We start from the raw sequence: 17,725 nt of genomic DNA, 5'->3' as shown, positions 1-17,725 counted from the left end.
CCTGAAATGACTATGCGGGTTGGAATAAGTTACCAACTTACTGTTTGACAAGCTGAATGGCGCAGCCACCACCTTTTGCCAGGTGAATGGGCAACCTTGTTTTACTGTTCACAGGTATCTTTTCAATTTTATAGGCCTCCGGATTTGCCTGCCAGTCGGCAGTAGCAGCATCGCGGTAGATGGTGGCTTCGTACGTTTTGCCGGGTTCTAAGAAATCAAAGTCAATGGATATATCGCGGCTATTTTCGTCCGTAATCGCACCCACGAACCAGCTATCTTTTCCTTTGGTTTTGCGGGCAATAGTCAAATAATCACCCGGTTCTGCGCCTATAATTTTAGTATCGTCCCAGTCGACCGGTACGTCCCGAATAAACTGAAACGCATCCAGGTGTTTCTCATAGTTTTCTGGCAAATCGGCTGCCATTTGCAATGGACTGTAAAGCGTGATGTATAACGCTAACTGTTTCGCCAGCGTCGTACGAACGCGTGTTGTACGGGTACTGTCGAACTGGTTTAACTTAAACCGAAATAACCCTGGCGTGAAATCCATCGGGCCACCCAACATCCGGGTAAACGGCAGAATTGTGGTGTGTTCGGGCGTGATGCCGAGGGTGGGCGCGTTGTTGAATTCACTACCCCGCGCGGCTTCGCTTGCCATCCAGTTTGGGTAAGTTCGGTGTAGTCCGGTAGGGTGTGCCGATTCGTGGGAATCGATCATGATCTTGTACTGAGCGGCTTTTTCGGCCACTCGTTCGTAATGACCAACCATCCATTGGCCATCGTGGTGCTCACCTCGCGGAATGATCCGACCTACATAGCCCGTCTTTACTGTATTAATACCCTCTTTCACCATATACTGAAAAGCGGCATCCATCCGGCGCTCATAATTGGTTACAGAGCCGGACGTTTCGTGGTGCATAATGATCCGAACGCCCTTCGATTGTGCATAGGCAGTGAGTGAATCGAGGTTATAATCTGGATAAGGGGTTACGAAATCGAATACGTTCTCTTTCCAGTTGCCAAACCAATCCTCCCACCCTACGTTCCAACCTTCGACCAGCACGCCATCGAAGCCGTATTTAGCGGCAAAGTCGATGTACTTTTTCACGTTTTGCGTATTGGCTCCGTGTTTGCCACCCGCTTTTTCCCAGGTTGCTTTCCCGATGTGCATCTCCCACCACATGCCTACAAATTTCTGTGGTTTTATCCAGGACGGGTCGGCAATGGTCGAGGGTTCGTTCAGATTCAGAATCAGCTTGGAGGCCAGAATGTCGGTGGCTTTGTCGCTAACGATAATGGTTCGCCAGGGTGTTTGGGTGGGCGTTTGCAGATAGGCTTTGTTACCGACGGCATCAGGAACTAGTTGCGATGTAAGCGTCAACTTCTTCTTATCCACTTGCAGGTGCATGACCGGATAATTGAGTAAAGCTGCTTCGTAAATGCTGATATAAAGCCCGTCGCCGGTTTTGAACAGCAATGGCGTCTGGATGGCGTTGGGGCCAATGAGCGATTTCAAGGCCGTGTCTTTCTCTTTATTCGATGCGGTTACGGCATCGACTTCACTCAATCGGGTTGTATTGTAGAGATATTCGTTTGAATCGTAATCGCCAGGTTGCCAGAAGGTTTTATGGTCGGCAGCAAGTGCAAATTGCGTTTTTTCGTCGGCAACAACGAAATGTGTTAGAGCCGTTTGCTGCGGAAACTCGTAGCGGAAACCCACACCATCATTAAACACCCGAAACCGAACCAACACTTTAATTCCAGAGCTGCCTTTATCGGCCAGCGTAAGCGCCAGCTCTTTATAATTATTCCGAATCTGACTGACTTCGCCCCAGACAGGTTTCCAGGTTTCATCTTTGGCGGACGAATCTGCAGATGCAATCGTAAACTGGGTTAGCGATGCTTTCGGTTTGCTGAGTATAAATCCAACCCCCGATGGCTCAATGACCTTCTTGCCTTTGTACGAAACTTTATAGGTTACGCTGCCGGTTGGCGCATTATTGACCGAAAGGATGATGGCTTTATCGGGAGATGAAATTGAAATAGTCTGTTGAGCAAACAGAGAGGGGCATGAATAAAGCGCCCCAAAAGCGGCCAGTAAAAAACGGATTGGTAGCATCTTATCGGTTAGTAAACAAATGCGTATGAGACCGACAAGATAGCGTCTTTTTCAGACAGGATAAAACAGTGTTTTTTTTGTTTTCTGGCACGAGCATTCCCTCGTGCCAGAAAACAAGCTACTTCAGCAAATCAACTAAACTATCCACCATTACAGGCGCACCAATGTATAACGGTGTCCGCTGGTGCAGGCTATGTGGTTTAATATCAAGGATCGCCTGACGGCCCGAGGTAGCTAAACAACCTGCTTTTTCGGCCAGAAATGCTAAAGGGAAAGCCTCATAAAGCAGACGTAGTTTACCGTCTGGGCTTTTTCTTGTTGGCGGATACAGATAAATGCCCCCTTTGAGCAGATTACGATGAAAATCTGCCACTAATGAGCCAATATAACGGGCAGTGTACTGCTTCTTCCGGCAATCAGTCAGGTATTCCCGAACACCATCTTCATAACCGTCTACATTCCCATCATTGCAGGAATATATCTGACCTGTGCAGGGGCTATGAATGTCAGGATGTGACAGGATATATTCGCCCAGCGATGCATCGTACGTAAATCCATTGACGCTGTGGCCAGTGGTATACACCATGATAGTTGAGGAGCCATAAAGAATATAACCAGCCGCCACCTGCCGACGACCGCCCTGCAGAAAATCGTCTAACGTTGGCTCGGTGCCAATAGGCGTTACCCGCCGGTAAATGGAGAAAATAGTGCCAATCGATACATTCACGTCAATATTCGACGAGCCATCGAGCGGGTCCATTGCCACTACATATTTGCCGTGATTGTTACCCGTATAAATAATGTCTTCTTCTTCTTCCGAAATAATGGCGCAGGCTTCTCCACCGTTCGTTAGCGCCCGCTTGAAGCGAATATTGGCGATCATATCCAGTTTCTGCTGGCTTTCGCCCTGCACGTTCTGAATACCCATGCCACCCGTCAAATCGATCAGACCTGCCCGATTTACTTCACGATGGATGATTTTACCGGCCAGCGCAATGTCACGAAGGAGTTGTGATAGTTCACCTGTGGCATAAGGGAAGGCAGTTTGCCGGTGCATGATATACCGGTCGAGCGTTACCCCAACAGGTAAGGCCAGCGGGTGTGATGCTGTGATGTCGATTTGTTGTACGTCCATACGAATCGAAGAAGAATATAATGAATAGATAGTTTACAGATTAGATGGAGTTTTAAGTAGGTTTGGGCTTATTTGGACGTTTTATATAGGTTTATATAGAGGTAATTATATTTTCATTTTTGTCATGCTGACGAAGGAAGCATCTTAAGAATCCACAAGTCTGAAGATGCTTCCTTCGTCAGCATGACAAATTCTGAACTTCGACAGTTATAAAACAGGCTCCGATTCAGGAATGCCTAGATTAACAGGCTTCATGGTTGGAGTGAGTAAATGCATGACCAGCCAGGCCAGTAGATAGGCCGAGCCACACATCAGGAAGATAATGCCATAGCCACCCTGTGCATCACCCGCTTTCTTGTATGTATCCAGAATCCGACCAACGATCTCCGGAAAAATGATACCACCAATCGAACCCGCCATGCTACCAATGCCCACAATCGAGCTAACAGCCCGTTTTGGAAACATATCAGAAGCGGTGGTAAAGATGTTAGCACTCCAGGCCTGGTGAGCAGCCCCAGCCAATCCAATCAACGCTACAGCTCCCCAAATACCTGGCCCAAAACGAACAGCCATAACGGGTAGAACCAGAATAGCAAAGATGAACATCGCGGTTTTGCGGGCTCTCCAGACACTCCATCCCCGACTAATCAGAGCCGATGATAAATAGCCTCCACCGATACTGCCAATACTGACCAGCGTATACAGTACGGCCAGATACAGGTTCGGCTTTTTGGTGTCGAGGTGGAACGTAGTGGCGAAATAGTCCTGTAACCAGAACAGAAAAAACCACCAGATTGGGTCGGTCAGCATCTTGCCAAACACAAATGCCCAGGTCTGACGAACGCTCAGCAGTTTTGCCCAGGATACAGGTTTACCATGATCGGCGACATCGTCGGATGTGGTTTCGTTATCGCTGTGAATGTAGTCGAATTCCTCTTTCGAAAGTTTGGCCTGCCTGGCGGGAATTTCGTAGGTGAAGTGCCAGAAAATTAACCAGATAAAGCCGACGGCACCGGTGATGATGAATGCCATTTCCCAACCATAAACGCCCAGAATCCAGGGTACTAGAATTGGGGCAACTACTGCACCAATATTGGCCCCTGAGTTGAAAATCCCCGTTGCCAGCGCCCGTTCTTTCTTCGGAAACCATTCCGCTACGGTTTTGATAGCTGCAGGGAAGTTACCAGCTTCGCCCAAACCTAGTCCAATACGCGCAATGATAAAGCCAAACGTACTGGTTGCCAGGGCATGACCCATCGCTGCCAGACTCCAGAAAATAATGGAAATAGTATAGCCCATTTTGGTGCCGATGCGGTCTATAACACGCCCAAAAGCAAGTAAGCCAATGGCATAGGCTGCTGAAAAAACCTGTATAATACGGCTGAAATCCAGCTCCGACCAGTGGAATTCTTTTTCCAGCGCAGGTTTCAACAACCCAACTACTTGCCGGTCGAGATAGTTGATCGTAGTGGCAAAGAACAGTAGCGCTACGATAGTCCAGCGGTAGCTTCCCATAGGTTTATTCATGCGGGTTGTGGAATAAAAGGTGAAACAATCTGGACTAAAGCAGCCACGCGATCACGCAGAGCAGACGGATCAGAACTATCGCCGGAGAATAATTGAGAACCAATGCCTACTGCCGTAACACCTGCTTTGAACCAGGCTGTTAAGCTCTCGCTAGTTGGTTCGACACCTCCTGTTACCATCAGTTTCAAGGAAGGCATCGGGCCTTTGATGGCTTTAATGAAGCCCGGTCCAACCACGTTGCCCGGAAATACTTTCACCAGATCGGCACCCAGCAGGGTAGCCTGATAAATTTCGTTCAGCGTTGAACCCGCTGGCATCCAGGGGACGCCCTGAACCCGGCATACATCACCCACGGTGGGAGTTGTTACGGGCTGCACCACAAAGTCAGCACCGGCAGCTATGAATTTTTTGGCATCGTCGGCTGTCAGAATTGTACCGATGCCCAGCGCCATTTCGGAACAATTTTCACGAACGTAACTAGCTAATTGCGTGAAGACAGCCAGCGCCTTGTCGCCCCGGTTGGTAAACTCAAACACGCGCAGACCGCCATCGTAACAAGCTTGTACGATTGCCTGAGCGTGTTCGACATCAGGATGATAAAATACTGGTACAATCGGGTGATTGACAACCAGATTAAGGATTTCTTTTGGTGAGAATACGGGCATAGGTTATTTAGGTTAAAAAGATTGTGGTTTGTTGTCGTTTTGTTATATCGGCTACCGACTGACCTGTGGCGTCACCAAGTTCCTGCAACTTACCAAAAGCAGCGGCAGCAGCAAAATCAACAACTGCCTGCGGATCATGCTGATTGTAAAGTCCATAGATCAGTCCCGCCATGAAACAGTCGCCACTACCTACCCGGTCCACGACCGAATCAGTTACTAATTCGGATGAAACATACTGCTGACCGTCTGTATAAAGCGTTGTATAATACCGAAGGCCAGTCGGTGGTGTATCGAACCGGAACGTATTGGCCACGACTTTACAGCGTGGAAATTGTTTCTGAATTGCTTCCGACGTTGCCAGTGCATGGTCCAGGTAATCACTCTGTTGTCCTTTGGTATGGATAGCTTCATCGACCGGAATACCCAGCAAGGCATTGGCCGCCCAGATATTTCCCATCACAACATCGCAATACGCAACTATACCCGGCATGATGTCGGCAGGAGCCTTGCCATATTGCCATAGTCGTGCCCGGTGATTAAGATCGATCGATACGGTAATCCCTTTGGCAGAAGCCACAGCGACTAATTCCTGACAAGCTGCGGCAACATCGGCGCTTAATGCAGGACTAATAGCGCTGACATGTAGCCAACTCGTATCCTGCAAAACAGCATCCCAATCAACTTTACCAACCGCCAATTCCGAAAATGCCGAATGCGCCCGATCGTAAATTACACCCGCATTTTTGAGGTCGCTACCCTGCGGCAAGTAATAACTGCCAACACGTTGTCCAAATCGGACAATGCCCGATGGGTCAATCTCTTTATGAGCAACGTACCCAATAATGTCATCGGCTAATGAATTCTCAGGAAGAACCGTACTGTATTTTACGGGAACACCCCAATTGGCTAAGGCTGTGGCTACATTCAATTCTGCTCCACCCACAAATACAGGCATGGCCGTTTGCCGTATCCATTCGCCATTCGCGACTGGAGAAAACCGTAATAATAATTCGCCGAAGCAGCAGACTTTGGTCATAGTAAATTTCAATCAAACCGTCAACGACATGGGTTTATTGCTGAACCCGAAATAGGTTTTGGCGTTACCGTAACAGATGTTCTGCACAACCTGACCAGTCCAGTCCATATCGTCGGGAAGTTCACCGTTTTCGATGTCGTTGCCGAACATGTTGCACAGAATCCGACGGAAATATTCGTGACGTGGGTATGACAGGAACGAGCGCGAATCGGTCAACATGCCCACAAAACGGCTCAACAAGCCCATATTGGAAAGAGCATTGATTTGTCGCTCCATACCCTCTTTTTGATCTAAAAACCACCAACCCGATCCAAATTGTACTTTTCCTGCCACTGACCCATCGTTAAAATTACCAATCATAGTGGCGATTAGTTCGTTGTCATTCGGGTTAAGATTATACAAAATCGTCTTGGCCAGTTTGTCGGTTGTGTCCAGACGGTCGAGGAAACGGGCGAGGGCGCGTGCCTGTGCGAAATCGCCGATGCTGTCCCAGCCGGTGTCGGGACCAAGCTGCCGAAGCATCCGGCTGTTGTTGTTCCGAAGAGCGCCCAAGTGAAACTGCTGGGTCCAGCCTTTTTCCCAATCCATCTCAGCCAGATGCACTAGCATTGCCGATTTAAACTTTAATATCTCTAAATTCGATAGCTCGTCTCCCGAACGAATTTTGTCAAAAATGATACTTATCTCGGCATCGGTATAGTCTTCGGCGTAAATCTGTTCCAGACCGTGATCCGAAAGTTTGCAGCCCATTGCTGCAAAATAATCATGCCGCTGGCGAAGGGCTGCCAGAAAGTCGTTGAATGTCGTAATTGATACATTGCTGACAGTTTCCAGGCGGGCAACGTATAAATTGAATATTCCTGCATCTTCGACTGCCATTGCTTTATCGGGCCGGAAGGTTGGCAGGACACCAATCTCAAAACCTTCATCGGCTAATTTCTGGTGGTTTTCGAGCGAATCGACTGGATCGTCGGTTGTACAAACGGTTTCGACATTCATTCGGCGGAGCAGGTTCCGAACCGAAAAATCTGGCGACTGTAATTGTTCGGTACAGGCATCATAGATACGCCGGGCGCTTTTGCCATTAAGCGTTTCAGTAATCCCGAAATACCGCTGCAACTCCAGATGTGTCCAGTGGTAAAGCGGATTCCGAACCGTATAAGGTACAGTTTCTGCCCATTTCTGGAACTTGGCGAAATCGGACTGATTGCCTGTGCAATAGCTTTCGTTCACACCATTCGAGCGCATGGCCCGCCACTTGTAATGGTCGCCATAAAGCCAGATTTGCGTCAGGTTTTCGAACTGTTTATTCTCCGCAATCTGATCAGGCGGCAGGTGACAATGGTAGTCGATGATGGGCATCGGCTTGGCAAACTCGTGGTAAAGCTGCTGAGCTGTTTCGGTTTGCAACAAAAAATCGTCGTTTAGAAAGGGCTTTTTCATGGGTAAAGAGCGAAAGATTGAATGAGTGAAAGAGCGAAAAAAGTTGGAGAGCTAGGCACCACGTTGCTTGGATGGGACCAATTCGCTCTTTCACTCATTCGCCATTCACTCTTTATAACGAAACTCCCCGTTTCCAGGGAATGAAATCATCCTGACCGTGCCGGACGGCGGCTACTTCCAGATCACCATTAGCTACGCGAATAATGTGTTCCAGAATCCGCTCACCAGCCTGCTGAATGGTTTCCCCGCCATCAATGACGGTACCTGTATTTATATCAATGATATCGGGCATTCGGTTCGCTAAAGCCGTATTACTCGAAATTTTAATGACAGGTGTAATCGGGTTTCCAGTTGGCGTACCTAGTCCTGTTGTAAACAAAACGACCGTAGCGCCCGAAGCCACTTCTGCCGTTGTAGATTCGACGTCATTGCCGGGGGTACAAAGCAAATTCAGACCCGCTTTGCGGACAGGCTCAGGGTAGTCGAGCACCGCAACAACGGGCGAACTGCCGCCTTTTTTCGACGCTCCTGCCGATTTCATCGCATCAGTAATCAGTCCGTCGCGAATGTTTCCGGGCGACGGATTCATATCGAAACCCGAGCCTGCTTCTTTCGCCCGCTGAGCGTAAACATTCATCAATTCTCGGAACCGACTGGCGGTTTCGGCATCGACAGCACGGTCGCAAAGTTCCTGTTCAACTCCACATAATTCCGGGAACTCCGATAGGATGACCGTTCCACCCAGAGCAACTACAAGATCTGATGCATGACCCACGGCTGGATTGGCCGAAATACCTGAAAAACCATCTGATCCACCACATTCCAGTCCAATGACCAGTTTGCTAAGTGGAGCCGGTTGCCGAACTGCCGCATTGGCTTGCATGAGCCCGGCGAAGGTTTGCCGGAGCGCCTGACTAATCAGCGATTCTTCGGTGCCAACGGTCTGCTGTTCCAGCACAAACAACGGCTTGTCGAATTGCGGGCTCCGTTTCTGAATTTCTTCCTGCAACATGGTCACCTGAGCATTTTGGCAGCCCAGGCTCAGGACCGTAGCGCCAGCCACGTTCGGGTGGGTGATGTATCCGGCCAGCATCCCACACAGTGCCTGCGCATCTTGTCGGGTTCCTCCGCAACCACCATCGTGCATCAGGAATTTCACTCCATCAACGTTAGGGAATAGCTGAAACTGGCCACTAAGCGATTGTTCGGCGGTTTGTAAATCGGCCTGTAGGACTTCTTCAACGGTACGACCTGCCTGAACCAGGGCTTTCAGTTCCTGCGTTTGCCGTTGATACGTTTTCTTTCGACCATAGCCGAGATCATTGACCAAGGCTTCTTCAAGCACCTGTATATTCCGATTTTCGCAGAACACCAGCGGAATAACGAGCCAATAGTTAGCCGTTCCAACGCTTCCGTCGGAACGATGATACCCCATAAATGTCTGATTCGTCCACTGGTCAACAGCTGGCGGTGTCCATTGATAAGATGCCCCATGCAGATCATAACTGTTAGTTGCATGTTGCACATTGAACGTCGTCAGTCGGCCCCCTGCCGGAATGGCCTGCTTGGCTTTACCAACCAGTACACCGTACATCGTGATGGGATCGCCGGGAGCAAACGCATTAATCGCCAGCTTGTGTTTTGCTGGAATTGCCTCGGTCACCAGTATCGAGCTGCCTTCGTCCTGCACGCGTTCGCCCGGCTCTAAATCAGTAAGCGCGACCAGCACGGAGTCGTTAGGATGTATTTTTAAAACAGTCTGTTTCATTTATTTTGTTACGGTTTCAATATGATCGAAGTGAGCAGCTACCGTAGCCAATACATCGTTTTCAATCATCTGATTTAGATAACTGGCTACCGAATCGGCAAAACCCGGTAATTGACTTAAATCGTGATCCCAGAGCGTTGTATTCTGCAGCACTGTTTTGACTAATTCTTCCGGTGTCAGGCGTGCCCATACATCAGCGAAATAGCCAGCCTGAGCGTCCTGAATTGGGTATGTTTCACCTGCTCGTTCGCCATACCATACGCCATCTTGTTGCGATGTAGCCCGCATGAATAATAAATAAGCAGCAAAACCAAGCGTAATGTATCGGGGGGTTACATTTAATTGCTTGTAATAATGAAGCAAGGTTGGAATGTTGCGCATCTGCATTTTTGCAGAGTATTGCATCGTGATGGCCAGCCAACGGTGTTCGATGAACGGGTTTCTGAAACGATCAAGCACATGAAAACCAAATCGTTGGGCAATTTTCTCGTCAACCGTATACGGAATGCCCGGAATCAATTCGGCTAGCATCACACTACTCACGAATGCCGACAGGACTTCATCGTCCATCGCTTCCCGAACTGTTTCGAAGCCACTCAAATAAGCCAGTCCGCAACTCAGCGTATGTGTGCCGTTGAGCAAACGAAGTTTCAATTCGCGGAACTGGTCGATGTTGGGGCGGATGAAGATATTCTCGTCGGCCTTATGAAATGACAGTACATTTAGTACATGTTCATCACCTTCAATAGCCCACAATCGATACACTTCCGAAATAGTCAGTAGCTCATCTTCATAACCAAGTTGCTCACTGATAGCCTGATAGGTAGCAGCATCTGGACGGCCCGGTACAATCCGATCCACCAGCGAATTGCAACAGGTGTTGGCCGTTGTGAGCCAGTCGATAAAGGCCGCTTCCAGTGTATTTTGATGGGCTAGTTCGAGCAGAATGGCGGCTAACTTAGTGCCGTTATTTGGAATGAGTTCGGTAGGAACAATGACAAGTCCTTTCGTTGGGTCACCGTTAAAAGCCTGATAGCGAGCGTACAATACGGCGAGCAGTTTGCCTGGGAATGACTCAGGAGAAGACTGCCGAATATCGTCCTGAACCAGTTGAATACCGACTTCTGTCGTATTGGAAATCACAATGTGTAAATCGGGGCTGGTAGCAACACGTAGAATCTCATCCCACTGTTGTTTCGCCGACAATACGCGACTTATGGCCGAGCAAACCACATTTTCTTCAACCAGTTTCTTATTCTCCACACCCCGAATGCAGAGCGTATATAAATTATCCTGCCGGGCAAAGGCAGACATATCGCCCCCATCCGTCGATTTAACGACCACAATTCGTCCGTTAAAAATGCCCTGACGATTCGCTTTGTCAATCAAATAATCCGGTAGGCCACGCAACAGAACACCCGTCCCAAATTGTAATACCCGCTCGGGTAAATGCAGGAGTTGATCGGTTGGCAGGCTGACATCAGTGCTGGATTGAATCAGGGGAAGCGACTGGATGGATAAGCGATTCATAAGGACGGATGAAATAGATCAAAAATTGTCTTTTTTATGGAAACAGGGAAAGTCATCAACAGTAGTGGTTAGCAACTTGCCTTCCTAAGATTAACCAGGCTATTTGTTAATTAGAAACTTTTGGGGATATTTATTCACGCAAACGTTATCGGGAACGTTACCGAAAGCTACATATATTGCTTGAAAGCCTAAAAATGAGTAGTTGACCGGGTTTCTAAACTTATACCAATTACGTACAGATTAGTTGATACATTTTTGTACTTTACCAATACATTACTTTGGATGCGATTACAATAAAAGATATTGCGCGTGCCTTAAACCTATCAACCTCGACGGTCTCGCGGGCGTTGCGGGATAGTTATGAAATTAATCCTGAGACCAAACGGCTGGTAGTCGAATACGCAGCACGGTTCAATTACCGCCCAAATCCAATTGCCCTTAGTTTAAAGGAAAATCGAAGCCGGGTTATTGGGGTTATTGTACCTCAAATTGCCAATAATTATTTTTCACAGGTTATCAATGGAATTGACGCCGTTTCCTATAGCCGCGGGTATCAGGTTATCATTTTTCAAAGCCATGAGTCCTACGAGCGGGAACTATTAACGGTGCAACAGGCGGTTGCCCGAAAAGCAGATGGCTTACTTATTTCTCTGTCCGGTAGTACGTCGGATGTCTCCCATCTGCGCGATTTGCAGGAACGAAAACTACCCATTGTCCTATTCGACCGGGTCTCTAAAGACCTTGATTCGCTCTGCGTAACCGCCGATAATTTTACTGGTGCTTTTGCCGCTACTGAGCACCTGATTCAATCGGGCCGACGGCGCATCGCGCATTTAACGATTCCGTCCTACATCTCCATCACCCAGGAGCGGTTGGCGGGCTATCGGGCAGCCCTTGAGAAGTACGGATTACCTTACGACGAAAACCTGATACGGTATTCTGAATTTGGCCAGAACAATGTGGAACCCGTTGTCAACGATTTGTTGGACCAATCGCCGGATGCCTTCTTTGCCGCTGGCGACCGGTTGGCATTGGGTTGTCTGGCCGCTCTAAAAAAACGAAACGTGGCCATTCCTGAGGCTGTTTCGCTAATTGGCTTTACGAATACCCCCGTAGCCGATTTGCTGGCTCCCCCCATGAGCACAGTGGAACAGCCCGCGCTTGAAATTGGTCAGGTAGCCGCTGAGCAATTAATCGACCTGATTGAAGGTAAGCGAAAACTAGCCCAGCCTGGCATGATCAGGATTCCAACCCGAATGATTGTCCGAGAGTCGTCGCAGCCAGTTGGGAACATCCTACAAGTTTAGTTAGCCCAGACTCGTCGTAGAAACCGGAGCCAGTTGCCATGCATGACATTGGCAATATCCTCGTCGGTATATCCTCGTTGACGTAGTAAGTCGGGAATTTTCTGTAAGTCGGCGATGGTTTCCAGATCGTAGGGAGATTGCTCTTTTCCGAAGGCTCCGTCTAAATCCGAACCGATACCGATGTGAAGGGCGTTTCCGGCAAGCTGGCAAATATGATCTAAGTGATCAATCATCTTGGCCAGATTGCAGTTCATAGCTTCGGGGGTCGACTGGCCCCGTACCCAGCCCGGCACCATCATCCAGGCATCCAGTGCGCCCCCAATGACGGCATCGCGGGCAATAAGCTCACGCAGCTGTTCATCGCTAAACTGACGATTGTGATCGACTAAAGCCCGACAATTGTTATGACTTGCCCAAACCGGGCCCGTGAAAAAGTCGAGCGCTTCCCAGAAACTGTCGTCGCAAAGGTGAGTGGCATCCAGGATGATATTAAATCGCTGCATTTCCTGTAATAGCTCTCGTCCGGCCATGCCCATAAATCCTGTAGCATCAGTACCTTGCGCGTAACGACCCGGCCCATAGTGGGCAGGACCGATAGCCCGCAAGCCGTAGTTATAGGCCGTTTCTACGTAAGCAGGGGTTATAATCGAATCAGCCCCTTCCAGGCTCAGGATATAGCCCACGGGTTTTACGTCGTTGGGTGTACCATCATTCCAGAGCGCCAGATGTTTCTCCAGGCCTGCCAGATCGCGGATTTGCACCATCTCCCCGGCTGCTTCCATGGTTTTATACCAGATTTGCTGACCTTGCGTTTGTGCCCAGGCCTGTTCTGGCGATTGCCAGCCGGGTAGTGGATTATCGGGAGCAACAAAGCGGGCAATTTGCGTAGCGACCACCAAACCAATATTGCCTCGACGCAAATCGGGAAGCGATACGGTCCCCTTCGCCCGGTCTGGTTTATCGGTCATACCTAATTCGCGTTCGCGTAATCGCTCAACTGGCTGACGCAGGTCGCGGTTCCACTCCATCGCGTTCATACTTAAGTCGAGGTGGGCATCTACTGTAAACATGGGGTTGTCAATTTGGGGGATTTAATCCAGTTGAAACGTGACGCGAACTTAAGCAAAGCTCGTTATTTTGTGCAGGTAAAATTCTGTTGTATGCTGTCTAACGTTTTCCAGATAGCATGATCTGTTGGCTTTGGTGATGCTTCGACCAAAACGGCAGTTCGCTTTTGCTCCTTACAGTTTTTCACATGGATCTGGCAGTTCAAGGTTATAGCGCTTTGCCCCATGTAATCCAGCATCTTAATGGTACCGCTATACACATCAACTCCATCCGATGTTGTTTTTACTTTCTTAATCAGGGTAGTCGTCGGTACCGATTTACTTGCCAACATGGTCCGGTTCGCACTATTCTGCGCGATCAATCCAGTATAGTACGCTTTCAAATTCTCCTGTAAATCAGCAGCCGTGATCGCTGGTTTCCCTTCGAGCCACCACAGATAAGCGTACGACCAATAGTCTGCACTTGACCGTTTATCCCAACCAGGTGCAAAGCGGACTTCTTCAACACCTTTGTAGGGAATCTGGGGAGCAAACTCTATGGGAATCGAAAAACGCTCACTCGTCCAGCCAGTGGGTATTATGAGTGTATAAGGTGGTTTCCAGGTATGGAGATCAACTTTATTTGCTACACTCTGCCCGACTACATGCAGAGACAAAAGGCATAAGGCAATAACCAGTATATGTTTCATAGTTTCAGGAATAAAAATTCAACCTGGTAAATCTATGCTGGCATTTTCCGGCTACTGATCTTTTTAACGTTTGTTAAGTCTTTTTAACAAACGCAAATGAGCGATTAGTAAGCTTTCATGGAATTAAAGGTCCGTCTGGCTCTTTGTAAAACAGGGAATCTAATTTTGATAGCTCTCGATTTACTTGCTCATCATCTAATTCGTTTACCGCTCGATTTCTTAGTTTTTCAACCAGTTGGTTCTCGGGCAGATTTTCTGGATTGATTAAATGAATCGCTCGTTGAAGAATTTGGGCTGTTTGCGTTTTCCCTCTTTTCTTCAGGGCTTTTAGTGTCTCGAAACAGTCTACTCCCGAAGAATTAAAAAAGTACTGATTGAAACCGCCATTATCTACTTCTGCCACTAACTGTTCAATAGTAGCCTGAGGCTTCTGTTGGTAAAAATTGCTGGTTAGATTCGATTGGTCCTTGTTTTCTTTTGTGCAGCCAGCACTAAGGAAAATAAATAGCATCCCAAATGACATCCATTTTCCAGGCTCCATACGTTTCTACTGCCCTATTTATTTACCCAAGAAAAACCTCTTGTTATCCACTCTTTATACCGAAATTACTCGATCACGACTAACGGTCAGCCACTCGCCCGTGACGGTGCCACCTTCGATTGTATACCCACGTTCGTACAGCGCAACGGTTGGGCAAACGTGATTGGGTATACCATAAAATACATCGCCTACTTTATAGGAATGCCCCTCTCCTGCTTCCAGTACCAGATGTTCTTCACTCTGCCCGATAGCTTTTAAGTCGGGCGCATTCAGGAACGTGACCCGGCCGATTAAGTCACCCTCGGCTGCGACGGATTTATGCCCTAAATCGACACAGATTTTTGAGGAATCGGGTAATGAAATAACTCGTGCTACTACCAATGCGGCTGGAAGAAACGCCTGTTCGGGCAAAATAGTCTGGTAACCTTTATCCCAGTAAATAAACGTACCAGGGCTGCATTCGACATCTGGTCGTTTGGCATGAATCGGGAAAGTCGGGCTACCACCAATCACAATGACCGGCTTCGTGAATCCTCTAGCCGTCAGGGTTTCGCTTAACAGTTGCACCGGCCAAAAAGCGGCATCACACTCACTCGTCCGAATGGCCAGATTGGAATTACGAAGGTGCCCGTCATACGCGTGTAGCCCAACCGGTTGCACACCCGCCAGTTGATCAAGTTCGGTATAAAGCGTCAACACAGCTCCGCCCGGCGCAATGCCCGTTCGGTTCATCCCTACGTTCAGGTCAATATACACCGGCACAACCAGCCCAGCCGCCACGGCCAATTCCGAGAGCTCGCGGGCGGTGGTACTATTGTCTACCAGACAGGAAAAATGCGTTTCTGGATAGGCTTTCATTAACGCCAACAGGCGATGCATTTTGGCCTCATTGGGCTGATAAGCCAGCAACACATCAGGGGCACCAATCATAGCCAGCATTTCAGCTTCGGCAATGGTAGCGCACTTGAACTTCTGAATGCCCGCTTCCAGCAGCAACCGGGAAGCCTCCCGCGATTTGTTCGTTTTTACGTGTGGACGCAACCGGTTCACATCACCAATCGTGCTTTTTAGCAGGGCAATATTTTGTTTCACCCGGTCAGGATACAGCACCAACGCGGGCGTATCCAGTTGGGCAACGTCATCAATCGAATACCAGGGTGTTTGTTCCATCGGTCAGACAAGTTCAAATAAGGCTTCTACTTCAACCGGAATATTGTCGGGCAATGAACCCATACCCACCGCCGACCGTACACCGATGCCGTTATCCTGGCCCCAAACTGCGGCAAACAATTCGCTACAACCATTAATGACGTACGGATGACGACCAAAATCTGCCGTACAGTTCACCATGCCGAGCACTTTAATTACCCGCTTCACCCGGTCGAGACTGCCCAGATGGGTTTTAATGGTCGACAGGATGGTCAGGCCCACCTGACGAGCAGCCAGTTTTCCCTGTTCAATATCCATATCAGCGCCAATGCGACCAATAATCAGGCTTTTATCATCCTGAACGGGGCCATGTCCTGATATGTACAGGTATTTGCCGTCGATCAGATAGGGTTTATAAACTCCCAACGGCTGGGGAGCGGGTGGCAACGAAAGGCCGGTTTGCGCAAAGGCAGCTTCGGGCGATAAAGCGGAAATTTCCATACGAATTGGTAGTCAGTAATCCCTCTAGGCATAGGGTCTGCAAACTTAATCGAAACTCTGCGTCTGGTTGCTATATTGGCCCGTATTTACAAAACCATAGTTGGAAACAATCGCATGAAACAACGAATTGCTCACGTTGCCTTAGTCGTAGATGACTACGATGACGCCATCCGGTTTTATACACAAAAACTAAACTTCACCCTTATCGAAGACACGACCTTAAGCGAGACAAAACGCTGGGTATTAGTGGCTCCGCCTGGTTCGACGGAGTCTTGTTTACTATTGGCCAAAGCAGATAACGACGAACAACGAAGTCGGATTGGCAACCAGGCTGGTGGTCGTGTTTTTCTATTTTTGTTTACCGATGATTTCTGGCGCGACTACCACCAGATGCGGGCCAACGACGTTCAGTTTGTGCGATCCCCCGTCGAAGAAGCCTATGGAACGGTAGCGGTCTTTGCCGATTTATATGGGAATTTGTGGGATTTGCTGGAGCCGAAGAGTGTAGAATAATGGATCAGCCCACTGCTAAAACAGTGGGCTGATAACTAGTTAAACTGCATCTCCGGAATCGTCCCCTCTACGATCAATTTACCTTCTGTAGACCGCTTAACTTCATCGACTGTTACGCCAGGGGCGGTTTCCAGCAGCCTGAAGCCTCCTTCGGGTAAGACATCTAAAACCGCGAGTTCCGTCACGATTTTCTTAACACATTGTAAGCCAGTAAGCGGCAGGGTACAGGCTTTCAACAATTTCGATTGACCCGCCTTGTTCACGTGCTGCATTGCAACGATGATGTTTTTGGCCGACGCTACCAAGTCCATAGCCCCGCCCATCCCTTTCACCATTTTGCCAGGAATTTTCCAGTTGGCAATGTCGCCGTTTTCCGACACTTCCATAGCTCCCAGAATCGTAAGATCAACATGGCCACCCCGAATCATGGCAAAACTATCTGCCGAGCTAAAGAGCGACGAACCTGGCAGCATTGTAATGGTTTGTTTACCCGCATTTATGAGATCAGGGTCAACTTCATCTTCAGTCGGAAATGGCCCGATGCCCAGTAACCCGTTTTCGGATTGCAGTACTACGTTCATGCCTTCGGGAATGTAATTGGCGACCAGCGTCGGGATACCAATCCCCAGATTAACGTAATAGCCGTCACGTAATTCCTGCGCAATCCGGCGGGCAATTTGATGTTTGTCTAACATAATTGGTAAAAATTTGTCAGGGAGTGTCAGAAATGGATAG

The 17,725-nt window shown here is 48.6% G+C and carries 16 protein-coding genes; 2 read left to right on the top strand and 14 right to left on the bottom strand.

The features are described 5' to 3' along the window. Window positions 1-37: 37 nt before the first annotated feature. The 8 genes from GO755_RS02545 to GO755_RS02510 form a co-directional block, all read right to left on the bottom strand. Complete coding sequence (locus tag GO755_RS02545) at window positions 38-2,119, bottom strand: glycoside hydrolase family 97 protein (protein ID WP_157582992.1); 2,082 nt, start codon at window positions 2,117-2,119, stop codon at window positions 38-40. A gap of 118 nt (window positions 2,120-2,237) precedes the next feature. Further along, window positions 2,238-3,254 (bottom strand): class 1 fructose-bisphosphatase, encoded by a 1,017-nt coding sequence (gene fbp / locus GO755_RS02540; protein ID WP_157582991.1) that lies wholly within the window; start codon window positions 3,252-3,254, stop codon window positions 2,238-2,240. A 207-nt stretch (window positions 3,255-3,461) separates the two neighbouring features. Further along, window positions 3,462-4,781 carry an MFS transporter gene (locus GO755_RS02535; RefSeq protein WP_157582990.1) on the bottom strand — a complete coding sequence of 440 codons (1,320 nt, stop codon included), beginning with the start codon at window positions 4,779-4,781 and terminating at the stop codon, window positions 3,462-3,464. Beyond that, complete coding sequence (locus GO755_RS02530; RefSeq protein ID WP_157582989.1) at window positions 4,778-5,446, bottom strand: beta/alpha barrel domain-containing protein; 669 nt, start codon at window positions 5,444-5,446, stop codon at window positions 4,778-4,780. The genes GO755_RS02535 and GO755_RS02530 overlap by 4 nt, the downstream gene beginning before the upstream one ends. A gap of 7 nt (window positions 5,447-5,453) precedes the next feature. Continuing rightward, complete coding sequence (locus GO755_RS02525; protein ID WP_157582988.1) at window positions 5,454-6,482, bottom strand: sugar kinase; 1,029 nt, start codon at window positions 6,480-6,482, stop codon at window positions 5,454-5,456. A 12-nt stretch (window positions 6,483-6,494) separates the two neighbouring features. Further along, a complete protein-coding gene (gene uxaC, locus GO755_RS02520) occupies window positions 6,495-7,925 on the bottom strand; it encodes a glucuronate isomerase (RefSeq protein ID WP_157582987.1) in 1,431 nt (476 codons plus the stop codon). A 112-nt stretch (window positions 7,926-8,037) separates the two neighbouring features. Beyond that, the gene (locus tag GO755_RS02515; RefSeq protein WP_157582986.1) at window positions 8,038-9,693 is read right to left on the bottom strand and encodes a UxaA family hydrolase; all 1,656 of its coding nucleotides are present in this window, start codon (window positions 9,691-9,693) and stop codon (window positions 8,038-8,040) included. Beyond that, on the bottom strand, window positions 9,694-11,223 hold the full coding sequence (locus tag GO755_RS02510; protein ID WP_157582985.1) for a tagaturonate reductase: 1,530 nt from the start codon (window positions 11,221-11,223) through the stop codon (window positions 9,694-9,696). Window positions 11,224-11,501: 278 nt separating this feature from the next. Between GO755_RS02510 and GO755_RS02505 the strand changes: the two genes are divergently transcribed. Beyond that, window positions 11,502-12,530 (top strand): LacI family DNA-binding transcriptional regulator, encoded by a 1,029-nt coding sequence (locus tag GO755_RS02505; protein ID WP_157582984.1) that lies wholly within the window; start codon window positions 11,502-11,504, stop codon window positions 12,528-12,530. On the opposite strand, the gene GO755_RS02500 is transcribed toward GO755_RS02505, so the two are convergent. The 5 genes from GO755_RS02500 to GO755_RS02480 form a co-directional block, all read right to left on the bottom strand. After that, on the bottom strand, window positions 12,527-13,600 hold the full coding sequence (locus tag GO755_RS02500) for a dipeptidase (protein ID WP_157582983.1): 1,074 nt from the start codon (window positions 13,598-13,600) through the stop codon (window positions 12,527-12,529). The genes GO755_RS02505 and GO755_RS02500 overlap by 4 nt on opposite strands. Window positions 13,601-13,662: 62 nt before the next feature. Then, on the bottom strand, window positions 13,663-14,286 hold the full coding sequence (locus GO755_RS02495; RefSeq protein ID WP_157582982.1) for a hypothetical protein: 624 nt from the start codon (window positions 14,284-14,286) through the stop codon (window positions 13,663-13,665). Window positions 14,287-14,401: 115 nt separating this feature from the next. Next, window positions 14,402-14,827, bottom strand: a complete 426-nt coding sequence (locus GO755_RS02490; RefSeq protein ID WP_157582981.1) for a DMP19 family protein — start codon at window positions 14,825-14,827, stop codon at window positions 14,402-14,404. A 54-nt stretch (window positions 14,828-14,881) separates the two neighbouring features. Further along, on the bottom strand, window positions 14,882-15,997 hold the full coding sequence (locus GO755_RS02485; RefSeq protein WP_157582980.1) for a D-TA family PLP-dependent enzyme: 1,116 nt from the start codon (window positions 15,995-15,997) through the stop codon (window positions 14,882-14,884). Between the two features lie 3 nt (window positions 15,998-16,000). Then, complete coding sequence (locus GO755_RS02480) at window positions 16,001-16,477, bottom strand: RidA family protein (protein ID WP_157582979.1); 477 nt, start codon at window positions 16,475-16,477, stop codon at window positions 16,001-16,003. Window positions 16,478-16,591: 114 nt separating this feature from the next. On the opposite strand from GO755_RS02480, the gene GO755_RS02475 reads away from it, so the two are divergent. Then, window positions 16,592-16,990 carry a VOC family protein gene (locus tag GO755_RS02475; RefSeq protein ID WP_157582978.1) on the top strand — a complete coding sequence of 133 codons (399 nt, stop codon included), beginning with the start codon at window positions 16,592-16,594 and terminating at the stop codon, window positions 16,988-16,990. Between the two features lie 35 nt (window positions 16,991-17,025). Here GO755_RS02475 and GO755_RS02470 read toward each other — a convergent pair whose 3' ends face one another. Next, window positions 17,026-17,685 (bottom strand): CoA transferase subunit B, encoded by a 660-nt coding sequence (locus GO755_RS02470; protein ID WP_157582977.1) that lies wholly within the window; start codon window positions 17,683-17,685, stop codon window positions 17,026-17,028. Between the last annotated feature and the right edge of the window lie 40 nt (window positions 17,686-17,725).

The organism is Spirosoma arboris (assembly GCF_009754945.1).
Classification (GTDB): domain Bacteria; phylum Bacteroidota; class Bacteroidia; order Cytophagales; family Spirosomataceae; genus Spirosoma; species Spirosoma arboris.
This window is presented reverse-complemented; position numbering and strand designations above follow the sequence as displayed.